At 68.1% G+C, this 25,579-nt stretch carries 28 protein-coding genes; 11 read left to right on the forward strand and 17 right to left on the reverse strand.

The genetic code is table 11. The annotated features are described in order from the left end of the window. The first annotated feature begins 109 nt into the window (after positions 1–109). Genes J2847_RS17295 through J2847_RS17310 form a run of 4 tightly spaced genes read left to right on the forward strand, consistent with a single transcriptional unit; the run spans position 110 to position 3,685 of the window. Positions 110–961 carry an electron transfer flavoprotein subunit beta/FixA family protein gene (locus J2847_RS17295; protein ID WP_209780155.1) on the forward strand — a complete coding sequence of 284 codons (852 nt, stop codon included), beginning with the start codon at positions 110–112 and terminating at the stop codon, positions 959–961. A 25-nt stretch (positions 962–986) separates the two neighbouring features. After that, positions 987–2,066, forward strand: coding sequence for an electron transfer flavoprotein subunit alpha/FixB family protein (locus tag J2847_RS17300; RefSeq protein WP_085555048.1), 1,080 nt, complete (start codon positions 987–989; stop codon positions 2,064–2,066). 27 nt (positions 2,067–2,093) lie between these two features. After that, positions 2,094–3,395: an FAD-dependent monooxygenase gene (locus J2847_RS17305; RefSeq protein WP_209780156.1), complete on the forward strand. Its 1,302-nt coding sequence runs from the start codon at positions 2,094–2,096 to the stop codon at positions 3,393–3,395. Then, a complete protein-coding gene (locus J2847_RS17310; protein WP_209780157.1) occupies positions 3,392–3,685 on the forward strand; it encodes a ferredoxin family protein in 294 nt (97 codons plus the stop codon). Before J2847_RS17305 ends, J2847_RS17310 begins: the two co-directional genes overlap by 4 nt. Before the next feature lie 98 nt (positions 3,686–3,783). Here J2847_RS17310 and J2847_RS17315 read toward each other — a convergent pair whose 3' ends face one another. Beyond that, positions 3,784–4,194 (reverse strand): response regulator, encoded by a 411-nt coding sequence (locus tag J2847_RS17315; protein WP_209780158.1) that lies wholly within the window; start codon positions 4,192–4,194, stop codon positions 3,784–3,786. A gap of 213 nt (positions 4,195–4,407) precedes the next feature. Between J2847_RS17315 and J2847_RS17320 the strand changes: the two genes are divergently transcribed. After that, complete coding sequence (locus J2847_RS17320; RefSeq protein ID WP_209780159.1) at positions 4,408–4,707, forward strand: hypothetical protein; 300 nt, start codon at positions 4,408–4,410, stop codon at positions 4,705–4,707. Positions 4,708–4,781: 74 nt separating this feature from the next. On the opposite strand, the gene nifW is transcribed toward J2847_RS17320, so the two are convergent. From nifW to J2847_RS17350, 6 genes are all read right to left on the reverse strand, one after another. Continuing rightward, positions 4,782–5,117 (reverse strand): nitrogenase-stabilizing/protective protein NifW, encoded by a 336-nt coding sequence (nifW, locus tag J2847_RS17325; protein WP_085555045.1) that lies wholly within the window; start codon positions 5,115–5,117, stop codon positions 4,782–4,784. Between the two features lie 12 nt (positions 5,118–5,129). Then, on the reverse strand, positions 5,130–5,987 hold the full coding sequence (gene cysE, locus J2847_RS17330; protein ID WP_209780160.1) for a serine O-acetyltransferase: 858 nt from the start codon (positions 5,985–5,987) through the stop codon (positions 5,130–5,132). A gap of 38 nt (positions 5,988–6,025) precedes the next feature. Next, positions 6,026–7,153 carry a homocitrate synthase gene (nifV, locus tag J2847_RS17335; protein WP_209780161.1) on the reverse strand — a complete coding sequence of 376 codons (1,128 nt, stop codon included), beginning with the start codon at positions 7,151–7,153 and terminating at the stop codon, positions 6,026–6,028. Between the two features lie 185 nt (positions 7,154–7,338). After that, positions 7,339–8,553, reverse strand: a complete 1,215-nt coding sequence (gene nifS / locus J2847_RS17340) for a cysteine desulfurase NifS (RefSeq protein WP_209780162.1) — start codon at positions 8,551–8,553, stop codon at positions 7,339–7,341. A 14-nt stretch (positions 8,554–8,567) separates the two neighbouring features. Continuing rightward, positions 8,568–9,512 carry a Fe-S cluster assembly protein NifU gene (gene nifU / locus J2847_RS17345; protein WP_209780163.1) on the reverse strand — a complete coding sequence of 315 codons (945 nt, stop codon included), beginning with the start codon at positions 9,510–9,512 and terminating at the stop codon, positions 8,568–8,570. 42 nt (positions 9,513–9,554) lie between these two features. Beyond that, complete coding sequence (locus J2847_RS17350) at positions 9,555–9,941, reverse strand: HesB/IscA family protein (RefSeq protein ID WP_209780164.1); 387 nt, start codon at positions 9,939–9,941, stop codon at positions 9,555–9,557. 459 nt (positions 9,942–10,400) lie between these two features. On the opposite strand from J2847_RS17350, the gene J2847_RS17355 reads away from it, so the two are divergent. Then, a complete protein-coding gene (locus J2847_RS17355) occupies positions 10,401–10,895 on the forward strand; it encodes a hypothetical protein (protein WP_209780165.1) in 495 nt (164 codons plus the stop codon). Positions 10,896–10,984: 89 nt separating this feature from the next. Here J2847_RS17355 and fdxB read toward each other — a convergent pair whose 3' ends face one another. The 6 genes from fdxB to nifE form a co-directional block, all read right to left on the reverse strand. Further along, complete coding sequence (gene fdxB / locus J2847_RS17360) at positions 10,985–11,278, reverse strand: ferredoxin III, nif-specific (protein WP_209780166.1); 294 nt, start codon at positions 11,276–11,278, stop codon at positions 10,985–10,987. Between the two features lie 77 nt (positions 11,279–11,355). Continuing rightward, complete coding sequence (locus tag J2847_RS17365; RefSeq protein WP_209780167.1) at positions 11,356–11,556, reverse strand: CCE_0567 family metalloprotein; 201 nt, start codon at positions 11,554–11,556, stop codon at positions 11,356–11,358. Positions 11,557–11,572: 16 nt separating this feature from the next. Further along, positions 11,573–12,043: a NifX-associated nitrogen fixation protein gene (locus tag J2847_RS17370; protein WP_209780168.1), complete on the reverse strand. Its 471-nt coding sequence runs from the start codon at positions 12,041–12,043 to the stop codon at positions 11,573–11,575. A 3-nt stretch (positions 12,044–12,046) separates the two neighbouring features. After that, complete coding sequence (nifX, locus tag J2847_RS17375) at positions 12,047–12,502, reverse strand: nitrogen fixation protein NifX (RefSeq protein WP_233474595.1); 456 nt, start codon at positions 12,500–12,502, stop codon at positions 12,047–12,049. Next, on the reverse strand, positions 12,487–13,881 hold the full coding sequence (gene nifN, locus J2847_RS17380) for a nitrogenase iron-molybdenum cofactor biosynthesis protein NifN (RefSeq protein ID WP_209780169.1): 1,395 nt from the start codon (positions 13,879–13,881) through the stop codon (positions 12,487–12,489). The genes nifX and nifN overlap by 16 nt, the downstream gene beginning before the upstream one ends. A 5-nt stretch (positions 13,882–13,886) precedes the next feature. Continuing rightward, a complete protein-coding gene (nifE, locus tag J2847_RS17385; protein ID WP_209780170.1) occupies positions 13,887–15,296 on the reverse strand; it encodes a nitrogenase iron-molybdenum cofactor biosynthesis protein NifE in 1,410 nt (469 codons plus the stop codon). 274 nt (positions 15,297–15,570) lie between these two features. Here nifE and J2847_RS17390 point away from each other — a divergent pair, with 274 nt between their 5' ends. Continuing rightward, positions 15,571–16,080: a hypothetical protein gene (locus J2847_RS17390; protein WP_209780171.1), complete on the forward strand. Its 510-nt coding sequence runs from the start codon at positions 15,571–15,573 to the stop codon at positions 16,078–16,080. Positions 16,081–16,222: 142 nt separating this feature from the next. Here the strand turns inward: J2847_RS17390 and nifK are convergent, their stop codons facing one another. From nifK to J2847_RS17410, 4 genes are all read right to left on the reverse strand, one after another. Then, the gene (gene nifK, locus J2847_RS17395) at positions 16,223–17,782 is read right to left on the reverse strand and encodes a nitrogenase molybdenum-iron protein subunit beta (RefSeq protein ID WP_209780172.1); all 1,560 of its coding nucleotides are present in this window, start codon (positions 17,780–17,782) and stop codon (positions 16,223–16,225) included. A gap of 31 nt (positions 17,783–17,813) precedes the next feature. After that, positions 17,814–19,253: a nitrogenase molybdenum-iron protein alpha chain gene (gene nifD, locus J2847_RS17400; RefSeq protein WP_085555033.1), complete on the reverse strand. Its 1,440-nt coding sequence runs from the start codon at positions 19,251–19,253 to the stop codon at positions 17,814–17,816. A gap of 181 nt (positions 19,254–19,434) precedes the next feature. After that, the gene (nifH, locus tag J2847_RS17405) at positions 19,435–20,337 is read right to left on the reverse strand and encodes a nitrogenase iron protein (RefSeq protein ID WP_085555032.1); all 903 of its coding nucleotides are present in this window, start codon (positions 20,335–20,337) and stop codon (positions 19,435–19,437) included. A 253-nt stretch (positions 20,338–20,590) separates the two neighbouring features. Beyond that, the gene (locus J2847_RS17410) at positions 20,591–21,919 is read right to left on the reverse strand and encodes a hypothetical protein (RefSeq protein ID WP_209780173.1); all 1,329 of its coding nucleotides are present in this window, start codon (positions 21,917–21,919) and stop codon (positions 20,591–20,593) included. A gap of 190 nt (positions 21,920–22,109) precedes the next feature. Here J2847_RS17410 and J2847_RS17415 point away from each other — a divergent pair, with 190 nt between their 5' ends. From J2847_RS17415 to J2847_RS17430, 4 genes are all read left to right on the forward strand, one after another. Beyond that, positions 22,110–22,991 (forward strand): NAD(+)--dinitrogen-reductase ADP-D-ribosyltransferase, encoded by an 882-nt coding sequence (locus J2847_RS17415; RefSeq protein WP_325169435.1) that lies wholly within the window; start codon positions 22,110–22,112, stop codon positions 22,989–22,991. Positions 22,992–23,077: 86 nt separating this feature from the next. Continuing rightward, complete coding sequence (gene draG, locus J2847_RS17420; RefSeq protein WP_209780174.1) at positions 23,078–23,971, forward strand: ADP-ribosyl-[dinitrogen reductase] hydrolase; 894 nt, start codon at positions 23,078–23,080, stop codon at positions 23,969–23,971. A gap of 6 nt (positions 23,972–23,977) precedes the next feature. Beyond that, positions 23,978–24,406, forward strand: coding sequence for an ArsC/Spx/MgsR family protein (locus J2847_RS17425; protein ID WP_209780175.1), 429 nt, complete (start codon positions 23,978–23,980; stop codon positions 24,404–24,406). A gap of 87 nt (positions 24,407–24,493) precedes the next feature. Beyond that, entirely contained in the window at positions 24,494–25,576 is a 1,083-nt protein-coding gene (locus tag J2847_RS17430; RefSeq protein WP_209780333.1) for an anhydro-N-acetylmuramic acid kinase, read from the forward strand. Positions 25,577–25,579 lie beyond the last annotated feature (3 nt).

Below are 25,579 nucleotides of genomic sequence, written 5' to 3' on the forward strand. Positions count from 1 at the left end.
CATCCCGGCTGGCACGAAGCTTGCTTTTGAAAGGGCGCGCCGGTTTTCAGCCGGCATCCCCACAGCGCTTCGGCCCAGCGTTATCCCCAGCGTTCTCAAGGAGACCGGGATGCACATCGTCGTCTGTATCAAGCAGGTGCCCGACAGCGCCCAGATCCGCATCCATCCCGTGACCAACACGATCATGCGGCAGGGCGTCCCCGCCATCATCAACCCCTTCGACCTGTTCTCGCTGGAAGAGGCGCTGCGGCTGAAGGACAAGGTGGGCGCGCGCGTCACCGTGCTGACCATGGGTCCGCCGATGGCGGAAGCCTCGCTGCGCAAGGCCCTGTCGCTGGGCGCCGACGACGCCGTGCTGCTGACCGACCGCAAGTTCGCCGGCTCCGACACGCTGGCCACCTCCTACGCGCTGACCTCGGCGATCCTCAAGCTGTCGGAGGAGGACCCGGTCGACATCGTGTTCTGCGGCAAGCAGACGGTCGACGGCGACACCGCCCAGGTCGGCCCCGGCATCGCCACCCGCCTCGGCTTCGAGCAGCTCACCTACATCACCAGGATCGAGGAGCTGAACGAGTCCGCCAAGGAGATCGTGGTGCAGCGCCGCTCCGAAGGCGGCGTGCAGGTGCTGAAGACCCGGCTGCCCTGCATGATCACCATGCTGGAGGGCACCAACACGATGCGCTTCGGCAAGATGGACGACATGTTCCGTGCCGCGCGCTACGAGCTGAAGACCTGGAGCCGCGACTTCACCGGCGCCGAGGAGGCCAAGGTCGGCCTCAAGGGCTCGCCCACCGTGGTGTCGAAGGTCTTCGTGCCCAAGCCGCGCGCCGAGAAGGCCAAGATGATCACGGCCGACGGCTCCTCGCCCGACGCGCTGGCCGCCGCCGCCCTCGACGCCATCTTCGCCGCCCAGCCCAAGCTGGCCGACGATCTGCTCGCCCGCGCCGCGGCCGGGCTTTGACGATCCTTCCGCCGGAGACCCGACGATGAGCGAACCGAGCAAGCCCCAGGGCCGCAAGTTCCAGCTTCCCGAACACCTCAAGGTCTACAAGAACGTCTGGGTGATCGTCGAGCAGGAGCGCGGCATCGTCCATTCCGTCTCGCTGGAGCTGCTGGGCGAGGCCCGCAAGCTGGCCGACAAGCTGGGCGTCGAGGTCGGCGCCGTGGTGCTGGGCGCCGAGGGCCCCGACCTGAACCGCATCTGCGGCGACGCCATCAGCTACGGCGCCGACATCGTCTACAAGGTGACGGACCCGGTGCTGGCCGACTACCGCACCGATCCCTACTGCCGGGTGATGACCGACGTGGTCAACGCCTACAAGCCGGAGATCGTGCTGCTCGGCGCCACCACGCTGGGCCGCGACCTCGCCGGCGCCATCGCCACCACGCTGGCGACCGGGCTGACCGCCGACTGCACCGAACTGGACATCTACGCCGACAACCGCTCGCTGGCGGCGACCCGCCCGACCTTCGGCGGCACGCTGCTCTGCACCATCCAGACGCTGGCCTACCGGCCGCAGATGGCGACCGTGCGCCCCCGCGTGATGGCGATGCCCGAGCGCGACGACAGCCGCACCGGCCGCGTCGAGGAGGTCTTCCCCAACCTCCAGGAGGAGAGCGTCGTCACCAAGGTTTTGAACTTCATCGCCGACCGCGAGCAGAACGAGGCGCAGCTCGCCTTCGCCGACGTCATCGTGTCGGCCGGCAAGGGGCTGGGCAAGGCCGAGAACATGAAGCTGGTCTTCGACCTCGCCAAGGTGCTGGGCGCCGAGGTCGGGGTGACCCGCCCGCTGGTCCAGGCCGGCTGGGCCGGCAGCGACCGGCAGGTCGGCCAGACCGGCAAGACGGTGCGCCCCAAGCTCTACATCGCCGCCGGCATCTCCGGCGCCATCCAGCATCGCGTCGGCATGGAGAAATCCGACCTGATCCTGGCGATCAACACCGACCCCAACGCGACGATCTTCGACTTCGCCCATCTCGGGCTGGTCGGTGACGCGCTGACCATCCTTCCCGCGCTGACCGACGCCTTCGGCCGCCGCCTGTCGGTCAACCGGCTGGCCGGCTGACCCTACGGACGAAAGGAGCCTTCCGACATGGTCGAAAAGTTCGACGCCATCGTCATCGGTGCCGGCCCGTCCGGCAACGCCGCCACCTACACGTTGGCCAAGCAGGGGCTGAAGGTGCTCCAGCTGGAGCGCGGCGAGTATGCCGGCGCCAAGAACGTCCAGGGCGGCATCATGTACGCCCACGAGCTGGAGAAGATCATCCCGGACTTCCGGGACGACTGCCCGACCGAGCGCCACATCATCGAACAGCGCATCTGGCTGCTCGGCGACGACAACTACATCGGCACCAACTACCGGTCCGAGGCGTACAACAGCGACACGCCGAACCGCTACACCATCATCCGCGCCAACATCGACAAGTGGTTCGCCGAGAAGATCCGCGCGGTCGGCGGCCTCCAGATCTGCGAGACGACGGTGACGGAGCTGATCCGCGACCCGTCCGGCAAGGTGATCGGCGTGCGCACCGACCGCGAGGGCGGCGAGATCCACGCCGACGTCGTCATCATGGCCGACGGCGTCAACGCCCTGCTGGCGCGCCGCTCCGGCTACCAGAAGGAGGCGGCGCCGGAGAACGTCGCGCTGGCGGTCAAGGAGATCCTGTTCATCGATCCCGAGCTGATCCAGCAGCGCTTCGGCATCAAGGACGACGAGGGCGTCGTCATCGAGATCATGGGCAAGGTGACCAAGGGGATGGTCGGCACCGCCTTCCTCTACACCAACAAGGAATCGCTGACGATCGGCATCGGCTGCCTGGTCTCCGACTTCAAGAAGGGTGACTGCCCGCCCTACAAGATGCTGGAGGACCTGAAGAACCACCCCGTCATCAAGCCGCTGATCGAAGGCGCCGAGATGAAGGAGTATTGCGCCCACCTGATCCCGGAGGGCGGTTTCAAGGCGATCCCGCAGCTCTACGGCGACGGCTGGATGGTGGTTGGCGACGCCGCCCATTTCAACAACGCGGCGCACCGCGAGGGCTCCAACCTCGCCATGGCCTCGGGCCGCATGGCGGCGGAGACGGTGATCGAGCTGAAGGCCGCCGGCAAGGATTTCAGCGCCGGCAACCTCGCCGGCTACAAGGCGAAGCTCGACGAGAGCTTCATCATCAAGGATCTCAAGAAGTATCGCGAACTGCCGGGGATCATGCATTCCAACAAGCAGTTCTTCGGCGCCTACCCGGACGAGATCACCCAGGCGGCGCACAACTGGTTCACCGTGGACAGCGTCGACAAGCGCACGAAGGAGAAGGCGATCATGAAGTCCTTCGTCAAGCGCCGCTCGGTGTTCGGTCTGGTCGGTGACGCAATCAAGCTGGTGAGGGCGATGCGATGAACATGATGGTGAAGATCGAAGAGAAGCTGTACCAGAACCGCTACATCGTCGACGAGAACCGTCCGCACATCACGATCAAGGACGAGGCGCACTGCGCCGCCTGCACGTCCAAGGCCTGCACCGTCTGCTGCCCGGCCGGCTGCTACTCGACCAACGAGGCGGGGGGCGTGACGCTGGCGACCGACGGCTGCCTGGAATGCGGCACCTGCCGGGTGATCTGCCAGGACAGCGGCAACATCGAATGGAACTATCCGCGGGGCGGCTACGGCATCAGCTACAAGTTCGGCTGAGCCGGGTTCCCCGGATCGCAGGACCCGGACCGCAAGACGCATCCAGCCCCTCCGCTCCGGCGGAGGGGTTTTCCCATTCCGGCCTCCCCATTCCGGCCTCAGCGGGCCAGGGCGAGCTGCCGGGTGGCGTCGGCAAGGACGCGGTCGAGCTGGTTGGGGAAATAGGGCTTCTTCACGAAACCGAAGGGCTGGCAATCCTCGGCGCGGCGGCGGGTGTCCGGGTCGCCGAAGGCCGACATGAAGATGCTGCGGATGCCGAAGCGGGCGCGGATCGCCGCCGCCGTCTCGATGCCGTCGCGGGGGCCGTGCAGCCGGATGTCCATCATGACGATGTCGGGGCGCTGCCGCTCGGCCGCCACGATGGCGTCCTCGGCGTTGTCGGCGGTGCCGCAGACCTCGTAGCCCAGCATGCCCAGGATCTCCTCCAGCGCCATGGCCGCGAGGCTCTCGTCCTCGACGATCAGGACGCGCGGCGGATGGGGCAGGGTGGGCGGGTCGTCGGTCATCATGACTGCCTGATGGGTGTCACGCCGAGTCTACAGGTGGAACGGGGTGCCCGGACAGGAGGATTCGCGCCTCTATGACCAACGGTGGGGGCAAGGGGTGGCGGGGGCTTGTCGTTGGGGGGTGAGGGGCACCATCTTTGAGGCAGCTCTGTTTCCGGACCAGGGACAGCGACCGGCCGGCCGCCGGCGCGCCCGCAGCCTTGAGGGAGACTGGCCATGGATCTGCGTGTCTGCTTTGAAAACATGGAAACCGTCAACGTCAACGACGCGGCGATGATGGAGCATTACGCCAAGAGCTACCTGGCGGATTTCAATCCCGAATGGGCGGGCTTCATCATGCTGCCCCATGACGAGACCAGCCGCGCGACGATGGAGCCGGCCTGGCAGGTGCTGATCCGCAACGCCACGGCGAAGACGGAGCGCGCGCTGCTGGACTATCTCGACGAAAACCCGATGGCCGCCTACCACGTCCACGTCTACCGCCGCGACACCGGCAACGAGCGGAAGATCCACTGAACAGGAAGAACCGCGAAGAGCCGTCCGGCCTTCGCGGTTCACACACGCCCGGATGAACGAGGCGCCGGTTTCCGTCAGCCGACCGGCGCGCCGAGCAGGCTGTCCAGCGGCACGAAGCGGTCGGCCATCTTGCGCGCCTCCTCCTTGTGGACCTTGAAGGTCTTCTCGGCGATGGCGTTGGACAGCACGAAGTCCTGGTAGGCCCGCTGGAGATGCACGCGGTAGCGGGACGCCATGCCCTCGTCGTCCAGCCCCTCCATTCCGCTGTCGGCCGACAGATAGTCGTGGAAACGTTGCAGGATGTGCAGGCGGTTCACGTTGACCACCCGCTGGTCGTAGGTGACCTGGAAGAAGCGCAGGAAGTCTTCGGCGGTTTCCAAATCGTCGAGATCGTCGGTGAAATCGCTCATCGTGGTCGCTCCTCAGGCGTGCTGCTGGGTGGAGGGGGAGGGCGCGCGGCCCTCCTGGTCGCAGAGATTGCCGCAGGAGTCGCAGGCCACGCCGTCGAGCCGGATGTCGGCGAGCCGGAGATCCCCCAGTGGAATCTTCGAGAGCGGTGTGCGGGCCTGTTCGGCGGCGGTGTGGGCTTCCAGCCGCTCCTCGATGCGGTTGATGTGGTCGATCAGGCAGGCGATCGCCTTGCCGACCGGGTCGGGCATCAGGTGATGCTCCAGGTCGATGCCGTGGGCGCCCAACTCGCTCTGGTTCTGGCGCTGGGTCTCGGCACGGACGACGCGGCCGGGGATGCCGACGACGGTCATGCCGCCGGGCACGTTCTTGGTGACGACCGAGTTGGCGCCGACCCGCGCGTTGGGGCCGACGGTGATCGGCCCCAGGACCTTCGCCCCCGCCCCGACCAGCACACCGTCCTCCAGCGTCGGGTGGCGCTTGCCCTTGGTCCAGGAGGTGCCGCCCAGCGTCACCCCGTGGTAGAGCGTCACGTCGTCGCCGACTTCCGCCGTCTCGCCGATGACGACTCCGGCGCCATGGTCGATGAAGAAGCGGCGGCCGATGGTGGCGCCGGGGTGGATGTCGATGTTGGTCAGCCAGCGCCCGAGATAGGACAGGAAGCGCGCCGGCCAGCGCAGGCCGCGCCGCCACGCCGCGTTGGCGATCCGGTGCGCGACCAGCGCGTGGATGCCCGGATAGCAGGTCAGCACGTCGAGGACGTTGCGCGCCGCCGGGTCGCGGTCGAAGACGCAGGCGACGTCCTCGCGCAGCAGGGCCAGGATGCCGGGCTGCGTCATGCGGCGGTCCGTGTCGGCGTCGATGGCGGCCATGGGCGGGGTTCCCTCATCGGAATGCGGTGAAGGCGGTGTCAATGCCGGACGGCGGCATGGAAGGCGCGCAACTCGTCGGGGGTCGGCGCCCGCTTGGCGCGGGTGGCGAGCGCGCGGACCTGCGGCAGCACCGCCCGGGCGGTGGCGTCGTCGCAGGCGAGGCCAAGCCCGTCGTAGGCCATCTTCACCGCCGCCGTGCCGGAATGCTTGCCGAGCACGATGCGGTGCTCGCGCCCGACCTCGGCCGGGTCGAGATTCTGGTAGGTGGCGCGGTCGCGCAGCAGCCCGTCGACGTGGATGCCGGCCTCGTGGGTGAAGACCGCGTCGCCGACGATCGACTTGTTCACCGCCACCGGCCGGTTGGAGGCGCGCTCGACCAGATCGGAGATGCTGGCGAGCGCGCGGGTGTCGATGCCGGTGTCGCGGCCGTAGAGGTGCTTCAGCGACACCACCACCTCCTCCAGCGGGGCGTTGCCGGCGCGCTCGCCCAAGCCGTTCACCGTGGTGTTGACGTGGGTGGCGCCGCCCAGCACGGCGGCCAGCGAGTTGGCGTTGGCGAGGCCGAGGTCGTCGTGGGAATGGATCTCGATCTCCAGGTCGGTGGCCCGGCGCAGCCGTTCGATGCAGGCGCGCGTCTGGAAGGGGTCGAGCACGCCGAGGGTATCGGCGAAGCGGAAGCGGCGGGCCCCGGCGGCCTGCGCCACGGTGACGGCCTCGACCAGGAAATCCATGTCGGCGCGCGAGGAATCCTCGCCGCCGAGGCTGACCTCAAGGCCGTGGTCGCGGGCCTGACGGATCCTGCGGTCGATCTCCGCCAGCGCCCAGGCGCGGTTGCGCTTCAGCTTCCTGGTGATGTGGATGTCGGAGACCGGCATGGACATGTTGACGAAGCCGACGCCGCAGGACAGCGCCGCCTTCAGGTCGGTGTCGTGCATGCGGCACCACACCATCAGCCGGCCCCTGAGGCCGAGCGACGCCACGGCGCGGATGCCGTCCCGCTCCTCCTCGCCCATGGCGGGGATGCCGATCTCCTGCTCGGGCACGCCGGCCGCGTCGAGCGCGCGGGCGATGGCGATCTTCTCGTCGAGCGTGAAGGCCACCCCGGCGGTCTGCTCGCCGTCGCGCAGCGTCGTGTCGTTGATGATGGTGGCGGCGGGAGAGGGCATGGGCGTCGTCCCTGTGTGGAACCTTGCCCCCTCCCCCGCGAAGGCAGGGGAGGGTTGGGGTAGGGGCACGGTGGATGGGCATGCCCCCGACAAGTGTCGCAGACCGGGCCGGGACACCGCCCCGACGGGGTGTCGTCGGGCGGGGTGTCGGAGGCGGCCCCCCGACCCGGTCTGCGATCCCGGTGTTAGGAATAGACCGGCGCGAACTCCTTGGCCTTGCCGGCGGCCTGTTCCCAATAGGGCGACAGGCTGCGCAGCTTGGCGATGATGCCGGGGACCACGGCGATCACATGGTCGATCTCGGCGTCGGTGGTGTCGCGCGACAGCGAGAAGCGGGTCGCCCCGTGCGCCGCCGTGTAGGGAACCCCCATGGCGCGCATGACGTGGCTCGGCTCCAGCGATCCCGAGGTGCAGGCGGAGCCCGACGAGGCGGCGATGCCCTGCTCGTTCAGCAGCAGCAGGATCGCCTCGCCCTCGATGTATTCGAAGGCGATGTTGCAGGTGTTGGGCAGCCGGTTCTCCGGGTTGCCGGTGACGAAGCAGGCCGGCACGGCGGCGAGGATCGCCTGCTCCAGCCGGTCGCGCTGCGCCTTCACCCGCGTGTTCTCCTCGGCCATGTGGGTCAGAGCGAGGTGGGCGGCGGCGCCCAGGCCGACGATGGCCGGCGCGTTCTCGGTGCCGGCGCGGCGCGAGCGCTCCTGGTGGCCGCCGCGCATCATCGGGCGGAAGCGCAGGCCGCGCTTGACGTAGAGGGCGCCGATGCCCTTGGGCGCGTGCAGCTTGTGGCCGGACAGCGACAGCAGGTCGATGGCGCTGTCGGCGAGCTTCATCGGGATCTTGCCGACCGCCTGCACCGCGTCGGTGTGGAAGATGGCGCCGACCGCCTTGGCCATGCGCGCCAGCTCCTCGACCGGGAAGATCGTCCCGGTCTCGTTGTTGGCCCACATGATGGAGACGATGGCGACCCGGTCCGACAAGGCCGCCTTGTAGGCGTCCATGTCGAGGTTGCCCTTGCTGTCCACCGGGATGCGGTGGATCGTGTAGCCGCGCTTCTTCTCCAGGTAATCGCACAGCGCCAGCACGGCGGGGTGCTCGACCACGCTGGTGACGATCTCCGTCTTCTTCGGGTAGGCCTCGATGGTCGAGAGGATCGCGGTGTTGTCGCTTTCCGTGCCGCCGGAGGTGAAGACGATCTCGCTGTCGTAACCGGCGCCGAGCAGCGCCTGCACCTGCTTGCGCGCCCACTCGATCTTGCCGCCGACCGCGGCGCCGAAGCCGTGCATCGAGGACGGGTTGCCGAAATGCTCGGTGAAGAGCGGCAGCATCTCGGCCAGCACCTCGGGATCGACGCGGGTGGTCGCGTTGTTGTCGAGATAGATGCCGCTGTTGGGAATGCTCATGGCGGTGGCTCCCCTCAGTGGGCGTGGGCGGGCAGCAGGGAGGCCGGCTTGACGCGGACGAACTCGCCCAGCGCCTCGACCAGCTTCATCTGCACCCCCATCATGGTGCCGGCCGACTGCGAGCAGCCGGAGCAGGCGCCGGTCAGCCGCACGTAGATGTCCTTGCCGTCGATGTCGACCAGCTCGACGTCGCCGCCGTCGCGCTGGATCTGCGGGCGCATGCTCTCGATGGCGGCCATGATGGCCTGCATGCGCTGGACGTTGGTCAGCTTCGGCGTGGCGGCTGCCGCCTCGGCCGGCTTGGCGGCGAGCGGCTGGGCCAGGGGCTGGATGGCGTCGAGTCCGACGACTCCGGCCGGCGAATGCTTGGCGGCGGGCTTGAGGGCGCCGGTCCTGGCCATCACGGCCTCCAGCACCTCCTCGATCTTCTCGTGGCAGGTCTGGCAGGAGCCGCCGGCCTTGGTGTAGTGGGTGACCTCCTCCAGCGTGGTCAGGCCGTTCACCGTCACCGCGCGCTCGATCATCGCGGCGTCGATGCCGAAGCACTTGCAGACCAGCTCGCCTTCCTCGTGGTCGTCCTCCCACGCCTCGCCCTTGAAGTTGGCGATGGCGGCGCGCAGCGCCTCGGCGCCCATGACCGAGCAGTGCATCTTCTCCGGCGGCAGCCCGCCGAGATAGTCGGCGATGTCGCGGTTGGTCAGGGCCAGCGCCTCGTCCACCGTCTTGCCGATGATCATCTCGGTCAGCGCCGACGAGGACGCGATGGCCGAGCCGCAGCCGAAGGTCTGGAACTTGGCGTCCTGGATGATCTGCGTGTCGGGATCGACCTTCAGCATCAGGCGCAGCGCGTCGCCGCAGGTGATGGAGCCGACCTCGCCCACCGCGTTGGCGGTCTCAAGGACGCCGGAATTCTTCGGGTTGAAGAAGTGTTCCTTGACCTTGTCGGTGTAGTTCCACATGTCGCTGCTGCCTTTTCTCTGGGTAAGCGCCGTGAGGAGCGTTCAGTGCGTGGCCGAAGAAGGGCCGCAGCCCGAGGACGCGGTGGAGCAGGAGCCGCCCGGCCCGCCGGCCGAAAAGGACTTGCCGCAGCCGCAGCTGCCGGTGGCGTTGGGGTTGTCGAACTTGAAGCCGGAGCCCTCGATGCCCTCGACGAAATCGACCACCACGCCGTCGAGGTAGGGCTGGCTGCCGGAGTCCACGAAGATCGTCACCGGGCCGAAGCTGAGCACGGCGTCGTCGTCGCCCGCCGCGGCCTCCAGGCCCATCTGGTACTTCATGCCGGCGCAGCCGCCGTCGGTCACCGCGATCCGCAAGCCGGCGGCGGCACCGCCCGACTTCGCAAGAACCCGTTCCAGGGTGGAAACCGCCGCATCCGTCAGAGTCACCATGTCCCGCCTCCTCCAACCGCACCGCCGGGGGTGCCGACCGTCTGTGATTGAATAAAGCAAGTGGCGTGCCAAATGCTAAGTTATTGATTTCATGTGATTGTCATGGTGAAGCGGGCTGGCAAGATTCCGACAAAGTTTCGCTCACGAACGATTTTGTCGGGTTTGGGGCGTGTCGGGTTCGCGACAGCCGCGACACTTCGCCGCATAAAAATATTGTGGTCTTTCGCCGCGCGCACGCGCGGCGCAGGATGGGGGCACGCAGAAACAATCGCTCCGCCGGTGTTTCCCGTCATGACCGGGCTTGCCCCGGTCATCCACGCGGAACCACCGGATTTGCCCGTGGATGCCCGTGCCGAGCACGGGCATGACGTGCCGGAAAAGAATCGCGCGGCTGTTTCTGTGCGCATTCCTGGATCGGAGAACGGCCGGGGAAACGGCCAGACAATGGAGGGTGACGAGATGGACCAGCCGATCGAGCTGCGCATGTCCAACGGCCGCATGGCCTTTGGGGATGTGCCCGAACACATCGACGAGCTGTTGCAGGAGGCGGTGAGGGCGCGGGACATCCCCGACCGCTGCGAGGCGATCCTGTGGGACGCCCACCGGGCGGCGCCGCGCGTGCTGCCGGTCTATTACGCGCTGTACAAATTCTACTTCAACCGCAAGCGCCTCGCCGACGCCGAGCGGGTCGCCCGCATCGGGCTGGACGCGGCGGCGCGCGAGGGCGGCTTCCCGGCGGACTGGAGCCTGCTGACGGCGCAGACCACCGACTGGACGGCGCTGGGGGCGCCGCGCTTCTTCCTGTTCACCATGAAGGCGCTGGCCTTCATCGAGCTGCGCCGGCACAACTGGGAGAAATCCTTGGCGATCCTGGCGAAGATGGCGGAGATCGACCCGGTGGACCAGGTCGGCTACGGCACCATTGTCGCGCTGGCGAAGGGGTTGGGGGAGTAGGGGCGCGGCGAAGCCTGCACGCCGACAAACAAAAAGCCCGGCCGCCTTCCGGCGCCGGGCTTTTTGTTTCCAGGAAGCGGAACGACCCGTCAGGCCGCCACCGCGCTGTGGGTGATGCAGCTCTTCGAGCAGACCTTGGAGCAGCTTTCGCAGCCGATGCAGTTGGCGGCCTCCTTGACGGTCATGACCTTCTTCTCGGCCTCGTCGTCGAAGGCGTCGACGATGTCGCCGTCCTCGGTGATGCCGATCATGTCCAGCACGCCGCGCCCGCAGACCTTGAAGCAGCGGCCGCAGCCGATGCACTGCTTCTGGTCGATGGTCTCGACGAACTTCGGTGTCCAGCTCTGGCCACCGCGGGTGGTGCCGGTCACGAACTCAGCCATGGGATGCTCCTCTCGAAAGGCGCTGGAATGGGGAGGGGCGCCTAAGCCTTGCGGGTTTGTGGGGACGGTTGCGGAAATCAGGCTTGTTCCAGGGCCTTCAGGGCGGCACGCTTCTCGGTCAGCGCCCGGTAGGCGTCATGGGTTTCCTGCGCGACGGTCAGGATGGACTGCCAGTTCTGCGGGAGTTCCTCCGACAGGTCGTGCAGGTCCATCTTCATCTTCGTCGCGCGGGCGTTCAGTTTCTTGATCTCGTCCTTCAGGGCGTCGATGTCGCTCATGATGGGCTCTCCCCTGTCAGAGATTGGCGACGTCCGGGTGTTTCCGGATCAGCGCGACCGCGTCGGCGACCAGCTTGGCGCCGTCGGCGGCCAGCTTCTCCTGGCTGGGGAAGCCGAAGCGGTGGACGTCGCGCAGGCTCTTGGAGATCACCACCAGACGGCCGGTGGTGAGGATCATGCGGCCGAAGCCCTCGTGGCTGATCTTCATCATCGGCGAGGCCATCAGGCCGGTCTGCTTCTCGATGGTGATGCCGACCGCCTTGTAGAACAGCTCCAGCCGCCACAGCGTGTCCGGATCGGGATCGCCCATGATCGGGATGGCGGCGCGGGCCTCCTTGTCCAGGATGAAGGGGGCGAGCAGCAGCTCGTCGGCCTTGCCCTCCCAGGCGCCGTAGCTGTCCTCGGCGCGGAACAGCAGCACCAGCGTCTTCAGGAACTGGTCGGCGACATCGACCTCGGCAGCCGGGGCGGCGGCAATGTCCGTCATGGGTCAGTCCTCCTCATCGTCGAAATTGAGTTCTTGGGTTTCGCCCAGCGCCTTGCGCAGCCAGGGCGGCGGGTTGCCGTTCAGCGTCGCCACCAGCTTGTCGAGCAGGGCCGGGATGGTGTCGGTCGCCTCGACCTTCACCGGGTGGATCTTCTTCGCCACCACGCGGGCCGCCGCCGAGGCGCCGATCGCCGACAGGTAGACGATGGAGACGTCGGCCAGCGCGTCGAGCTTCGGCACCAGCTTGTCCTCGTTGCCGTCCTCGAACATCGAGCCGCCGAACTGGAAGGTCTCCAGGAAGGCGTGACCCGCCTTGTCCACCCGGTAGACGGCGATGTTCTTGGCCCAGCCGAAATGCGCGTCGACGTGCTGCATGTCCTGGGTGCAGAAAGCGACCTTCATCGATCCTCCATTGGTCGGGCGAGCCTCGAAGCTCACCACGCTCAGACGGCGCTGCATCCGCATGATCCGCCTCCACAGGCGTGACCGTCCCCGCCATGGGGGGTGGGATGGGCGTCGTGGTCCATCTCGCGGGACAGGAACAGGTTGCCGATCTCGAACATCAGCTCGCGTGTGCCGCGATAGCCGACGCTGACCTTCAGCCCGGCGCCGAGCCGGTCGAACATCGGAAGCCCCATGCGGTGCAGCGGCACGCCGAGCCGGGCCGCCCCCTGCCGCCCGTGCGAGTTCGAGACGATCAGGTCGGCGTCGCGCGCCAGCGTCTCGACGTCGGAATGGTCGCCGACCATCACGGTCGCCGCCTTCAGCTTCTCCAGCACCGCGTTCTGGGTCGGCGACACGGCGGCGACCACCTCGGCGCCCATGTCGGCCAGGAAGCTGGTGACGGCGTAGAGCAGGTCCGGCTCCAGCGCCACGGCGATGCGCTTGCGGCTGTAGAAGAAATGCCCGTCGAGCATGCCGTCGACCAGGCTCTCGCGCTGGCGTCGCAGCTTCGCCGCCACCGGACGGCCGGAGATTTCGGCCAGCGTGCGGATCAGCCTGTCCGACGCCTCCAGCCCGGTCAGCCGGCTGAAGAAGTGGCTGGGTACGTCGGTCTTCAGCTCCAGCGCCGCGCCGGCGATGCGCATGTGCTCGCCGATCACCAGGGTCGCCACCGAGGCGCCCATCGAGCGGATCTGCTCCACCGTGACCCCGCCCAGCGAGGTGGCGGTGAAGTCGCTCGGCTGGCGGCCCGACATCGACAGCGACAGGTCGGGCAGGAAGATCGGCGACAGCCCGAAGGATTCGATGATGTCGCGCAGTTCCTCGACGTCGCCCGGCGACAGGTGGCTGCCGGCCAGCACGTTGAGCTGGGTCTTCACCGTGGTCGGCGAGGGCTCGACCAGCCGCTCGACGATGGCGGTCACCGCCTTGCCGAAACCCTCCTCGAAGCCGCCGGCGAAGTCGGGCGTGTTGGCGAAGACCAGCGCCGTGCCGGCGAGGTCGGGGTTGCGCTGGCGGAACAGGCTGTACTGCCCGCCCATGTCCTCGCCCTTGGTCTCGGTGACGCCGGTGGTGGCGACGCCGATCATCGCCGGGTTGTTGCGCTCGACGATGGTGCGCAGCGCCTGTTCGAGGTTGTCGTAGCCGCCGAGGATGGTGGAGACCTGATCCATCGCCGTGGTCTGGAGCGGGATCGCCTCGCGGAAATGGCGGACCAGCAGGACCAGCCCGAAGGCGGTGCAGCCCTGCGAGCCGTGGAACAGCGGCAGGCAGCGGTCGACCCCGAGATAGGCGAGCGCGGCGCCGAGCGGCTGGCTCATCTTCAAGGGGTTGGTCGAGGCGGCCTTGGCGGCGTTGGGGAAGCGCTGGCCGGTGGTGCGTTGGATGTGGGACATCGGCGTCACTCCGCGGCGGCCAGCAGCGATCGCGCGGGGGCCGGCTCCCACGGGGCGGGCAGGCGGACCTGGCGCCAGATCGGGTTGGACAGCGTCTTGTCGATCTCCTCGCAGAGATTGACGATCCCGTCGTAGCCGGCGTAGGCGTGGTGGCGCTCCTGGTTGATGTCGAGCCAGGGAACCTTCGCCTTCAGCGAGATGAACTGCGACCGCCCGCCCGACATCATGATGTCGGCCTTGTCCTCGGCCAGCATCTTGTAAATCTCGCGCGGCTTCAGGTCGTCCCACTGGTGGAACTCGTCGCCCTTCATCTTCTTGATGCGTTCCTTGTCCTGCGGCGTCGACTTCTTGGTCGAGGTGCCGAGGATGGTCAGGCCGGCGCCTTCCAGCGCGCTGACCATCGACCAGCTCTTGACGCCGCCGGTGAACAGCAGCACGCGCTTGCCGTCGAAGCGCGGCCGGTAGGGCTCCAGCCGGCGCCAGACGCGGCTCTCCTCGCGGGCGATGACGCCCTCGGCGCGGTCGATCAGGCCCTTGTCGGCGCCGCGCTCCACCAGCATGCGGGCCATGGTGCGCAGCGTGTCCGACATGTCCGACACGCCGTAGAAGGAGCCCTCGAAATAGGGGATGCCGTAGCGCTCCTCCATCTTGCGGCCGACATTCACCAGCGCCTGGCTGCACACCATCATGGTGACGCGCGCCCGGTGGGCCTGGGCGACCTCGTTGTAGCGGCCGTCGCCGGAGATGCAGGACAAGAGGCGGATGCCGATCTCGTCGAGCAGCGGCTTGACCAGCCACAGCTCGCCGGCGAGGTTGTACTCGCCGACGATGCAGACGTCGGTCGGCGTGGTGTACTCCGGCTCCACCGTGCCGATGACATGGTCGAGCAGCGTCTCGCCGGCCAGCTTGTTGCCGAGATTCTTGGAGCCGACGAAGCCCGGCGCGTCGACCGGGATCACCGGCTTGCCGAGCTTCTTCGCGGCGAACTTGCAGACGGCACCGATGTCGTCGCCGGTCATGGCGGGCACGCAGGTCTGGTAGACGAAGACGGCCGGCGGGTCGTACTGCTGCACGATCTCCTTGATGGCGCGGTAGAGCTTCTTCTCGCCGCCGCCGATGACGTCCAGCTCCGACAGGTCGGTGGTGAAGCCGGTGCGGTAGAGCTGCGATCCGGACGAGCGGGTGCCCCGGTTGTCCCAGGCGTTGCCGAGGCAGGCGATCGGGCCGTGCACCAGATGGGCGGCGTCGGCGATGGGCTGGAGCACGATCATCGCGCCGTCATAAGCGCAGCCGCCGGCGGCGGCCCCCGGCTTCAGGGACTTGGTGCAGCCCTTCTTCTTCTCCTTGGCCGACTTGGCCTGGTTGGCAGCACAACCCGGTTCGTTGAAGACGTCCTGGATCTTGTCCTGGAGCATGCCCGCTCTCCCAGCTTGACGCCGAAATGGCTCGGGGAAGAGGGAATGCAGGGGGTGTGCCAATAGGCAATGCATTGGAAAACAAAGATTGTTCGTTTTGGCGCGGCTGTCCGATACCCGACAATCGGCGGGGCGGGGCGGCGGGCGCCGCGGTGATTGTCGGGAGTCCCACACGAGGGAAGGGGCGGGGCGGGCCACTGGAGGGGCGTTGGTCCGGCCGTATCAGTTGGTGCCGCGCGGCGATGGACGCCGCGCCTCGAGGGGAACGGGACGAATGGCGGGCGGATGGAGGGGGCGGACGGCAAGGCTGGGGGCATGGCTAGCGGCGGGCGCCCTTTCCGCCGCGATGGCGGCGGGGCCATGCCTCGGCAAGCCGATCAGCCTGCCGGCGGAGGAGGGCGCGCAGATCGGCGTGCTGTGCCGGGTGTTCGACGAAGATGGGAAGGACGCCTCGGCGAACATGACAGCGCTGTGCGCGGCGGCCGGCGACATCGTCGAGCAGCGTCTGGCGGGGCGGAAGTCGCTCGTCCGCCTCGGCATCACCGACGACGCGCCGGGCGCGGTCGACGGGCCGATCATCCTGATCGCCATGGAAGCCCGTCCGGCCTGGGCCGGCGGTGTCCATCCCCGCGTGCTGCTGCGGACCATGGCGGTCCGCGACGGCTTGGTCGCCCCCAGCGTCGGCCTGCCGCCGATTCCGGTCGAACTGGAGGGAAGCGGCTGGGAGGAGCGTGCCCGGCATGGCCTGCGGCGCATGATCGACTTCATCCTGCGCGACCGCTGAGCGGCCGCGGGGACCATGCCCCAGACACAAAAAAACCGGAGAGCGCTGTCGCGGGCGCTCTCCGGTGTGTCGAGTTGGCCGGCGGGGCAGGGGGATGGACACCCCGCTCCGCCGGGTTTGCGAAGGGACCGTCGCAGACCGGTCAGCGGACCAGATCGAACGAGTAGTCGGTCTGGCCGACGGTGTTGGTGTTGGCGTCGATGTCCTCGAAGATGCGGTCGAGGATGCGGACCAGCACGTTCAGCGCGCCCTGGTAGCCCCAGGTCGGGTAGCGGTGGTGGTGGTGACGGTCGAAGATCGGGTAGGTCAGGCGGATCAGGGGCGTCTTGGTGTCACGCTCCAGATACTTGCCGTAGCTGTTGCCGATGATGTAGTCGACCTTGTCGGTGAAGATCAGCGAGCGCAGGTGCCACAGATCCTTGCCGCCGTAGGCCTTGCCCGACTTGCCGAAGGGCGAGCCGTCCAGCACCTTCTGGACCTGCTTCTCCCACTTCTTCGAGCCGGAGGTCGACAGGATGTGCACCGGCTCCGCACCCAGCTCCAGCAGGAAGCGGGTCATGCCGATGCAGAAGTCCGGGTCGCCGTAGACCGCGAAGCGCTTGCCGTGCAGGTGGGTGTGGCTGTCGGCGATGGCGTCGACCAGACGGCCGCGCTCCAGACGCAGGGAGTCCGGAACCGCCTTGCCCGACAGCTCGGCGAGCTTCACGACCAGCTCGTCGGTGGCGGTGACGCCCATCGGGTAGTTGAACTTGGCGACTTCCTGGCCCTTCTCCTTGATGAACTGCAAGGATTGGGTCGTGTTGTACTCCTGCATGGAGATGGTGGCCTTGGAGTGGACCGCCGCCTTCACGTCCTCGATCTTCGTGCCGCCGTCGTACATGCGGTACTCGCCGTCCATCGGCGTGTCGAAGTTGTCGGAGACGTCCGACAGGATTTGCAGCTTGATGCCGAACTGGTCGGCGATCTTCTTCAGTTCGCGGTTGTTGCCGACCGCGAAGCCATCGAAGCCGGGGATCAGGTTGATCGTCTCGTTCTTCGGCGTGTCGAAATTCTCCGACGTGCCCCAGAAGTAGCTCAGCACGCCCTTGATCATGTTGTCGTAGCCGACGATGTGGCTGCCGACGAAGGCCGGGGTGTGGGCGAAGGGAACCGGGAAGTCCTCCGGAACGCTCTCCTTCTTCTTCGCGTTGGCGATGAAGCCCTGGAGGTCGTCGCCGATGACTTCGGCCATGCAGGTGGTCAGCACGGCGATCATCTTCGGCTTGTAGAGCGAATAGGCGTTCGCCAGGCCGTCGATCATGTTGTTCAGGCCGCCGAACACCGCCGCGTCCTCCGTCATCGACGAGGAGACCGCCGAGTTGGGCTCCTTGAAGTGGCGGGTCAGGTGGGTGCGGTAGTAGGCGACGCAGCCCTGCGAGCCGTGCACCAGCGGCAGCGTGCCCTCGAAGCCCTGGGCCGCGAACATCGCGCCGATCGGCTGGCAGGCCTTGGTCGGGTTGATGACGACCGCCTCGCGGGCGAAGTTCTTTTCCTTGTACTCTTCCGTCTTGGTCCACTCGGAGACCCGGGCGACCTCCTCGTCGGAATGACCGTATTCGAACTCGGCCTTCTTCTTCTCGAACATCGCCTTGTATTCGGGCTGACGGAAGAGGGTGAAGTGGTCGAGAACCTTGTCGGCGCTCTGAGAAAGCTTATCGGACATCGTCAAATTCTCCAGTTCCAGAGGCCGTCGGTCAGAACGGGGCCTTCATCACGCCCCAGACGGGGTTGTTGATGGCCAGATCCATGTCGCGCGCGAAGATCGCGAAACCGTCGTAGCCGTGGTACGGGCCCGAGTAGTCCCACGAGTGCATCTGGCGGAACGGCAGGCCCATCTTCTGGAACACGTATTTTTCCTTGATGCCCGAGGCGACGAGGTCGGGACGCAGCGCCTCGACGAACTTCTCCAGTTCGAACGCGGTCACGTCGTCGTAGATCAGCGTGCCTTCCTTCACATAGTGGGCGGTGCGCTGGTAGTCGTCGTTGTGGGCGAACTCGTAGCCGGTGCCGATGATCTCCATGCCCAGGTCGTGGTAGGCGTCGGCGACGTGGCGGGGGCGCAGGCCGCCGACATAGATCATCACCTTCTTGCCTTCCAGGCGCGGCCGGTACTTGGCGATGACCGCGTCGACCATCGGCTGGTAGCGGGCGATGACCGCCTCGGCCTTTTCCTTGATGCTGTCGTCGAACAGGGCGGCGATCTTGCGCAGCGACTCGGCGATCTGCGACGGGCCGAAGAAATTGTACTCCATCCAGGGGATGTTGTACTTCTCTTCCATGTGGCGCGCGATGTAGTTCATCGAGCGGTAGCAGTGGATCAGGTTGACCTTGGCCTTCGGCGTGTTCTCCAGCTCGGCCAGCGTGCCGTCGCCCGACCACTGGGCGATCACGCGCAGGCCGATCTCCTCCAGCAGGATGCGGCTCGACCAGGCGTCGCCGCCGATGTTGTAGTCGCCGATGATGGTGACGTCATAGGGGGTGGAGACGAAGCCGGCCTTCGGCTCGGTCTTGTCGAACACCCAGTCGCGGATCACGTCGTTGGCGATGTGGTGGCCGAGCGACTGCGACACGCCGCGGAAGCCCTCGCAGCGCACCGGGATGACCGGCTTGCCGATTTCCGCCGACTTGGCGCGGGCGACCGCCTCGATGTCGTCGCCGATCAGGCCGATCGGGCATTCCGACTGGATCGAGATGCCGTTCACCAGCGGGAAGAGGTCGTTGATCTCCTCGATGACCTTGTGCAGCTTCTTGTCGCCGCCGAAGACGATGTCCTTCTCCTGGAAGTCCGAGGTGAAGTGCATCGTGCCCCAGCTGTCGATGCCGGTGTCGCCGATGTAGTAGTTGCGGCGGCCCGACCACGAATAGTAGCCGCAGCCGACCGGCCCGTGGGAGATGTGGATCATGTCCTTGATCGGACCCCACACCACGCCCTTGGAACCGGCGTAGGCGCAGCCACGGATGGTCATGACGCCGGGGATCGACTTGATGTTGGACTTGACGCCGCAGTCCTTCGCCTCGGCCTCCAGCACGTTCAGGTGCTTGGCGCGGCGCTTGCGGGACTTTTCGGGATAGGCTTCGAGGACGTCGTTGATGACGGACTTCACATCGACCGGAGTGTTCTCGGACAGGCTCATGGCCAGCCTCCTGCTTGATTCGTCGCGCCCCTACAGCGCGGGACCGAGCCCCTCCCTCCCTCGCGGACGCCCCTGTGGGTGTTGGGTCGACGTTGTGCGGGGCTGGGGATAGGGTCAGTGTTCAAGCCCCGCCCCCGGAAAAGGGGGGCGGGGGTACGCGGTCCTGAACAAGGAGCCGTGATCAGGCGCCGGCGGCGGCGGCCTTGGCTTCCTTGGCGGCCAGCTCGGCCAGCTGCTGCTCCTCGGTCTTCATGATGCCGAAGTCCATCAGCATGTCTTCCAGCTCTTCCATGGTGATCGGGGTCGGGATGCAGCCCTGGCCCGAGTTCGCGTGCACCTTGTTGGCGAGCGCGCGGTACTCACCGGCCTGCTTGCTGTCCGGGGCGTACTCGATGACCGTCATGCGGCGCAGCTCGGCGTGCTGGACGATGTTGTCGCGCGGCACGAAGTGGATCAGCTTGGAGCCCAGGCGCTTGGCCAGGGCGTCGGCCAGATCCCATTCCTTGTCCGTCTGGCGCTCGTTGCAGATCAGGCCGCCGAGGCGGACGCCGCCGCTGTGCGCGTACTTCAGGATGCCCTTGGCGATGTTGTTGGCGGCGTACAGCGCCATCATCTCGCCGGACATGACGATGTAGATTTCCTGGGCCTTGTTCTCGCGGATGGGCATGGCGAAGCCGCCGCACACCACGTCGCCCAGCACGTCGTAGGACACGTAGTCCACGTCGTCGTAGGCGCCGTTCTCCTCCAGGAAGTTGATCGAGGTGATGACGCCGCGGCCGGCGCAGCCGACCCCCGGCTCCGGGCCGCCCGACTCGACGCACTTGATGCCCTGGTAGCCGATCTTGAGGACGTCCTCCAGCTCCAGGTCCTCGACCGAACCGGCCTCGGCGGCCAGGTGCAGCACGGTGTCCTGGGCCTTTGCGTGCAGGATGAGGCGGGTCGAGTCGGCCTTCGGGTCGCAGCCGACGATCAGGATCTTCTGATCCAGCTCGACCAGCGCGGCCAGCGTGTTCTGCGAGGTGGTGGACTTGCCGATACCGCCCTTGCCGTAAAAGGCGATCTGACGCAGAGGCGCTTTGCTCATGGGGTGTCGCTCCTGTGCTTTGGACTGTAATGGGTGGGCCTGGATTTCGGGGCGGCCCCATCGTCGGCCGCTTCGGATATCCCGGATTGCACGGCCCGTGCCAAAGCGCGAAAAATTCATAAGATATTGATTTTCAATAATAATGTATGAGGCCGGGTAACGGCGGCGGTTTGTCGGGGTCCCGACACACACGACAAAGCCCGACATTTTGTCGGGTCTTTTGCGGGGAGGGGCGGCGCATGGCGACGGAAAGCTACCGCCCGTCCGGCCCCAGCGCCTCGGCGGCGATGACCAGACGCAGCGCCAGGCCCTCCACCGCCTCGTCACGGCCCATGTCGTAGAGAAGCTGCGCCAGGAAACGCCCGCGCGTCAGCAGCCGCCGGGCCATCGCCGGATCGGCCGGGCGGGCGAGCAGCGCCGCGGTCAGCCGCTCGCCGGTCAGGTGGGCCAGCGCGTCGCTGCGCTCGACCAGCCGCCGCCTCAGCGTGTCCACCGCCGCCGGGCGCCCGGCGTGGGTCAGGTCGGCGCAGAAATGGTGGAGGCTGCGGAGTTGGCGCAGCAGCGCCTCGAACAGCAGGTCGGCCAACTCGCCGCCGGCCGCCGCCTTTCCGACCAGATCGAACAGCGTGTCGGAAAGCCGCCACGCCGCCGACAGCCAGTCGGTCATCGCCTTGCGGTCGGCCGGTTCGACGAAGGGGCCGGATTCCTCCTGCGTCTCCTCCTGGTCGTCGAGGTTGCGCAGGGCGATGACGATCAGCCCGTCGGCCTGGGCGAGCGTGGCGAGGCTGGCGTGCAGGCTCTTCAGCCCCCGGTCGACGACGAAGCCGTTGATCGCCTCGGTGGCCCGGCGCAGCGAATAGCGGGCGAGCCGGCGCGACTGGTAGACGCTGTCCTGAAGGGCGGCGCCGCCGCCCAGCGTGTCCAGCACCATCCGCCGCACCTCGAAGCGCAGCAGGGCGCGGGCCAGCCGGTCGATGCCGCCGGCGTCGATGGGGGCCGTCTCGCGCGTCATGCGGTCGGCGGTGGCGCGGGCGTCGCTCTGGATCGCCGTCACCACCGCCAGCAGATGGCCGCGCCCGCCGCCGTGCATCCGCCCGATCAGCGCCCGCATCGCCTCGGCGAGGTCCACCGCGCTCGGCAGGCTGTCCTCCTGGAGGCTGCGTCCGGCGACCAGCCGGTCGATCAGATGGTCGCGCACGCCGGGCAGCAGCACGTCGGTGATGATCTGCCCGATCGGCCGCAGCAGCGCGTCGAGCATCCGCCCCTGCGGCTGTCCGGCCAGACCGGCCAGCGGGTTGACCGGCTTGGGAACGAGGCGCGGCCGGTGGGGCTCCAGCAGGGCCAGCACGTCGTCGGCGCGCATCGGCGTGATGGTGCCGCGCAGCAGCTTGGCGAGGCGGACGGCGGTGCGCGCCTCGTCGATGCCGCGCGGCGGGGTGTCGGCGGCGGGGAAGGCGGGGGCCGGGGTGGGCGGGGCCGGCTTCGGCAGCACCGGCGGGGCGGTGCCGCGCGGACGGTTACCCCCCGGACGCTGGCGGTCCGGGCGGTGGCTGTCGTCGTATCTGGTCGGCCAAACGGCCATGCCCGGTCCGCCGCATCGTGAGCGTTGCCATTCCCGAGTATGGGGACTGCCGGCTGTGGCTTCAAACCGACAAAATCGTGACAAGCCCGGTCACAGGGGGAACGCGGGCCTTGGCGCGGCGGCGATTCCGGATTATCCATAAAGAAATTGGTGTCTTTCGATCCGGACAGGGCGGCGGGGGCGTGGCGGCGTGGCGGCGGACGGTGCGGTGATCCGGGATGGGAATGGTCGCGAGGTCGATCCCGATTCGCCCCTGGCCCTGCGCGCGCACCGCGCCAACCTGCTGAACATCCCGGCCGCGATCCTGTGCGGCGAATCCTACAACGACGAGCCGCGCCGCCTGCGCATCGGCGCCACCCGCAGCGAGCACGCCACCCTGTTCGAGGCGCTCGACGAAAGTCCGGACGCGCTGACCGCGTCGGATCTCTTCCAGCGCCACATGGCGGCGGTGTTCGGGGTCAACCCGGATTTCTCGGGCTCGGCGGGGCCGGACGGCCGGCGGCGCTTCCGCGCCAGCTACCTGCGCCTGCTGAAGGGCTGGATGTTCGACAGCAACCGGGCGGAGGGCGCCGTCCTCAAGGGCTGGGTGGAGAGCCGGTTCGGCCTGCTGCCGACCTTCCACAAGGAGCCGCTGCGCCGCTTCGCGTCGCCCGCCTGGAGGGCCTACGGCGAGGAGAAGGGCTCGACCCGCTTCCACAACAACCACATCCATTTGCAGCTCGACCTGCTCTACGAATATTGCCAGTGGACGATCCGCCGTGGCTGGCCCGACGCGCCGATGCCGGCCTGGGCGTCGCACATCCGGCTCTACCGTGGCGTCAACGATTTCGCCGAGCATCACGTCGTCGCCCGCCCCGACAAGCGGACGGCGGTGCTGCGGCTGAACAACCTCTGTTCCTTCTCCATCGACCGCGACATCGCCGGCCAGTTCGGCGACCACATCCTGGAAGCCTGGGTGCCTCTGCCCAAGGTGGTCTTCTTCCGCGACATCCTGCCGCGCTATCCCTTCCAGGGCGAAGGGGAGTATCTGGTGGTGGGCGGGGATTATCGGGTGAGGGTGTCGCTTCTCTGACAACCAACGCCCGAAGCGTTTCGGCGGCACGGTCCGGCGAGGCGCTTCCGGCGCACCAGGAAAGGGCGGCTCCGGCCGCTCGGGACATGACCGATCCGACGATCCGATCGCGCGCGCTGGGCGCCTATCTCGGGCTGGCCTGCGGCGACGCGCTGGGCGCCACAGTCGAGTTCCTGACCAAGGGCGAGATCGCCCACCAGTACGGCGTCCACAAGCACATCAAGGGCGGCGGCTGGCTGAAGCTGGCGGCCGGGCAGGTGACCGACGACACCGAGATGGCCCTGCATCTCGGCCGCGCCATCCTGTCCGGGCCGGAGTGGGACGTCCGCCGCGCCGCCGGGGAGTTCGCCGTCTGGCTGAAGGGCGTTCCGGTCGATGTCGGCGACACGACCCGGCGCGGCATCCGCCGTTTCATCATGCACGGCACGCTGGAGGAGCCGGAGTCGGAGTACCACGCCGGCAACGGGGCGGCGATGCGCAACCTGCCGGTGGCGCTGGCGACCATCGGCGACGACGCGGCGCTGGAACGCTGGTCGCGCGAGCAGTCGCGCATCACCCATTGCAACGCGCTGTCCGATTCGGCGGTGCTGGCGCTCGGGCGGATGGTGCAGCGGCTGGTGCTGGGCGGCGGCGTCCGCGCCGCGCGGGAGGAGGCGAACGCGCTCATCGCCACGCACCGCCAGTTCAAGTTCGAGCCCTACCGGGGCCTGTCCACCGCCTTCATCGTCGATACGCTGCAAACGGTCTTCCATTACTACTTCCAGACCGATTCGGTGGAGGCCTGCGTGGTCGAGACGGTCAACCAGGGCGGCGACGCCGACACCACCGGCGCCATCGCCGGCATGCTGGCCGGCGCCACCTACGGGGTGGAGGACATCCCGGCGCGCTGGCTGCGCAAGCTCGACCGCAAGGTCTACGACGAGATTTGTCAGCAAACCGACGCGCTGCTCGCCCGCGCGCCGCAGTTCCGAACGGAGTGACGACCCATGGCCGACGTGATCTTCTTCGAGAAACCCGGCTGCGGCGGCAACGCCCGCCAGAAGGCCCTGCTGGAGAAGGCCGGGCACCGCGTGCTCGCCCGCGACCTGCTGGCCGAGCCCTGGACCGCCGAGAGCCTGCGCCCCTATTTCGGCGACCGTCCGGTGGCCGACTGGTTCAACCGCGCCGCCCCGGCGGTGAAGTCCGGCGCGATCGTGCCCGAGGCGATGGACGAGGCGGCGGCGCTGGCCGCGATGCTCGCCCAGCCGCTGCTGATCCGCCGTCCGCTGATGCGGGTGGGCGACCGTCGGGAGTGCGGCTTCGAGACCGAACGGGTGGATGCCTGGATCGGGTTGGCCGAGGGCGTGCCCGACGGAAGGCTGGAGGGCTGCCTGCGGCCCGGCATGGCCCCCTGTCCGCCGCCGCGCCGGGACTGACGCGGCGCCTCCGCCTTTTGTCGATGCCGGCCGTGTCCGGCTTCCGCTAGAGTGCGCGCGCATCAAGCGGAGGCGGGCAACATGACCATGCGGACGGTCATCGGGTTGATGAGCGGAACCTCGATGGACGGCATCGACGCGGCGCTGCTGCGCACCGACGGGGTGGCGAAGGTCGAGTCGCTCGCCTTCGTCACCATCCCCTACGGGGACGGCTTCCGCGCCGAACTGCGCGGCTGTCTGGGCAAAAGGAAAGACAGCGGCAAGGGGCCGGTGGCGGCGGTCGAGCGCGCCCTGACCGACGCCCACGCCGACGCGGTGCGTCGCCTTCTCGACAAGGCCGGCGTGGCGCCCGCCGCCATCGACCTCATCGGCTTCCACGGCCACACCATCCATCACGCGCCGGACGAGCGGCGGACCTGGCAGATCGGCGACGGCGCGCGGCTGGCGGCGGCGACCGGCATCGCCGTGGTCGACGATTTCCGCAGCGCCGACGTCGCGGCGGGCGGGCAGGGGGCGCCGCTGGTGCCGCTGTTCCACCGCGCGCTGGCGGAGGATCTGCCGCGCCCGCTCGGCGTCCTCAACATCGGCGGAGTCGCCAACGTGAGCTGGATCGGCGCCGACGGCTCGGTCGTCGCCTGCGACACCGGGCCGGGCAACGCGCTGGTCGACGACTGGGTGCTGCGCCACGGCGCCGGCCGCTACGACGACGGCGGCGCGCTGGCGGCGTCGGGCCGGGTGGACGCGGCGGCGCTCGCCGCCCTGCTGCGCCACCCCTATTTCGACCGTCCGGCGCCCAAGTCGCTCGACCGCGACGCCTTCGACCCGGCCCCGGTGGCCGGGCTGGCGGTGGCGGACGGGGCGGCGACGCTGACCGCCTTCACCGCCGAGTCGGTCGCCCGCATCGTGCCGCATCTGCCGGCCGCGCCTCGGCGCTGGCTGGTCTGCGGCGGCGGGCGCCACAACGCCACGCTGATGGCGATGCTGGCCGAGCGGCTGGGCGTGCCGGTGGCGGCGGTGGAGACGGTCGGCTGGGACGGCGACGCGCTGGAGGCGCAGGCCTTCGGCTATCTGGCGGTGCGCAGCCGCCTGGGCCTGCCGCTCAGCGAGCCGGCGACCACCGGCGTGCCGGTGCCGACCACGGGCGGGCGGTTCCATCCGATCGAGGCATAGCCC

This window comes from Azospirillum agricola (assembly GCF_017876095.1).
In the GTDB taxonomy this organism is placed as follows: Bacteria; Pseudomonadota; Alphaproteobacteria; order Azospirillales; family Azospirillaceae; genus Azospirillum; species Azospirillum agricola.

Bases quoted from the DNA above. Each gene is read 5' to 3' on its own strand.
- J2847_RS17295 (WP_209780155.1), top strand. From the start codon at position 110: ATGCACATCGTCGTCTGTATCAAGCAGGTGCCCGACAGCGCCCAGATC.
- J2847_RS17300 (WP_085555048.1), top strand. From the start codon at position 987: ATGAGCGAACCGAGCAAGCCCCAGGGCCGCAAGTTCCAGCTTCCCGAA.
- J2847_RS17305 (WP_209780156.1), top strand. From the start codon at position 2,094: ATGGTCGAAAAGTTCGACGCCATCGTCATCGGTGCCGGCCCGTCCGGC.
- J2847_RS17310 (WP_209780157.1), top strand. From the start codon at position 3,392: ATGAACATGATGGTGAAGATCGAAGAGAAGCTGTACCAGAACCGCTAC.
- J2847_RS17315 (WP_209780158.1), bottom strand. From the start codon at position 4,194: ATGATGACCGACGACCCGCCCACCCTGCCCCATCCGCCGCGCGTCCTG.
- J2847_RS17320 (WP_209780159.1), top strand. From the start codon at position 4,408: ATGGATCTGCGTGTCTGCTTTGAAAACATGGAAACCGTCAACGTCAAC.
- nifW (WP_085555045.1), bottom strand. From the start codon at position 5,117: ATGAGCGATTTCACCGACGATCTCGACGATTTGGAAACCGCCGAAGAC.
- cysE (WP_209780160.1), bottom strand. From the start codon at position 5,987: ATGGCCGCCATCGACGCCGACACGGACCGCCGCATGACGCAGCCCGGC.
- nifV (WP_209780161.1), bottom strand. From the start codon at position 7,153: ATGCCCTCTCCCGCCGCCACCATCATCAACGACACGACGCTGCGCGAC.
- nifS (WP_209780162.1), bottom strand. From the start codon at position 8,553: ATGAGCATTCCCAACAGCGGCATCTATCTCGACAACAACGCGACCACC.
- nifU (WP_209780163.1), bottom strand. From the start codon at position 9,512: ATGTGGAACTACACCGACAAGGTCAAGGAACACTTCTTCAACCCGAAG.
- J2847_RS17350 (WP_209780164.1), bottom strand. From the start codon at position 9,941: ATGGTGACTCTGACGGATGCGGCGGTTTCCACCCTGGAACGGGTTCTT.
- J2847_RS17355 (WP_209780165.1), top strand. From the start codon at position 10,401: ATGGACCAGCCGATCGAGCTGCGCATGTCCAACGGCCGCATGGCCTTT.
- fdxB (WP_209780166.1), bottom strand. From the start codon at position 11,278: ATGGCTGAGTTCGTGACCGGCACCACCCGCGGTGGCCAGAGCTGGACA.
- J2847_RS17365 (WP_209780167.1), bottom strand. From the start codon at position 11,556: ATGAGCGACATCGACGCCCTGAAGGACGAGATCAAGAAACTGAACGCC.
- J2847_RS17370 (WP_209780168.1), bottom strand. From the start codon at position 12,043: ATGACGGACATTGCCGCCGCCCCGGCTGCCGAGGTCGATGTCGCCGAC.
- nifX (WP_233474595.1), bottom strand. From the start codon at position 12,502: ATGCAGCGCCGTCTGAGCGTGGTGAGCTTCGAGGCTCGCCCGACCAAT.
- nifN (WP_209780169.1), bottom strand. From the start codon at position 13,881: ATGTCCCACATCCAACGCACCACCGGCCAGCGCTTCCCCAACGCCGCC.
- nifE (WP_209780170.1), bottom strand. From the start codon at position 15,296: ATGCTCCAGGACAAGATCCAGGACGTCTTCAACGAACCGGGTTGTGCT.
- J2847_RS17390 (WP_209780171.1), top strand. From the start codon at position 15,571: ATGGCGGGCGGATGGAGGGGGCGGACGGCAAGGCTGGGGGCATGGCTA.
- nifK (WP_209780172.1), bottom strand. From the start codon at position 17,782: ATGTCCGATAAGCTTTCTCAGAGCGCCGACAAGGTTCTCGACCACTTC.
- nifD (WP_085555033.1), bottom strand. From the start codon at position 19,253: ATGAGCCTGTCCGAGAACACTCCGGTCGATGTGAAGTCCGTCATCAAC.
- nifH (WP_085555032.1), bottom strand. From the start codon at position 20,337: ATGAGCAAAGCGCCTCTGCGTCAGATCGCCTTTTACGGCAAGGGCGGT.
- J2847_RS17410 (WP_209780173.1), bottom strand. From the start codon at position 21,919: ATGGCCGTTTGGCCGACCAGATACGACGACAGCCACCGCCCGGACCGC.
- draG (WP_209780174.1), top strand. From the start codon at position 23,078: ATGACCGATCCGACGATCCGATCGCGCGCGCTGGGCGCCTATCTCGGG.
- J2847_RS17425 (WP_209780175.1), top strand. From the start codon at position 23,978: ATGGCCGACGTGATCTTCTTCGAGAAACCCGGCTGCGGCGGCAACGCC.
- J2847_RS17430 (WP_209780333.1), top strand. From the start codon at position 24,494: ATGCGGACGGTCATCGGGTTGATGAGCGGAACCTCGATGGACGGCATC.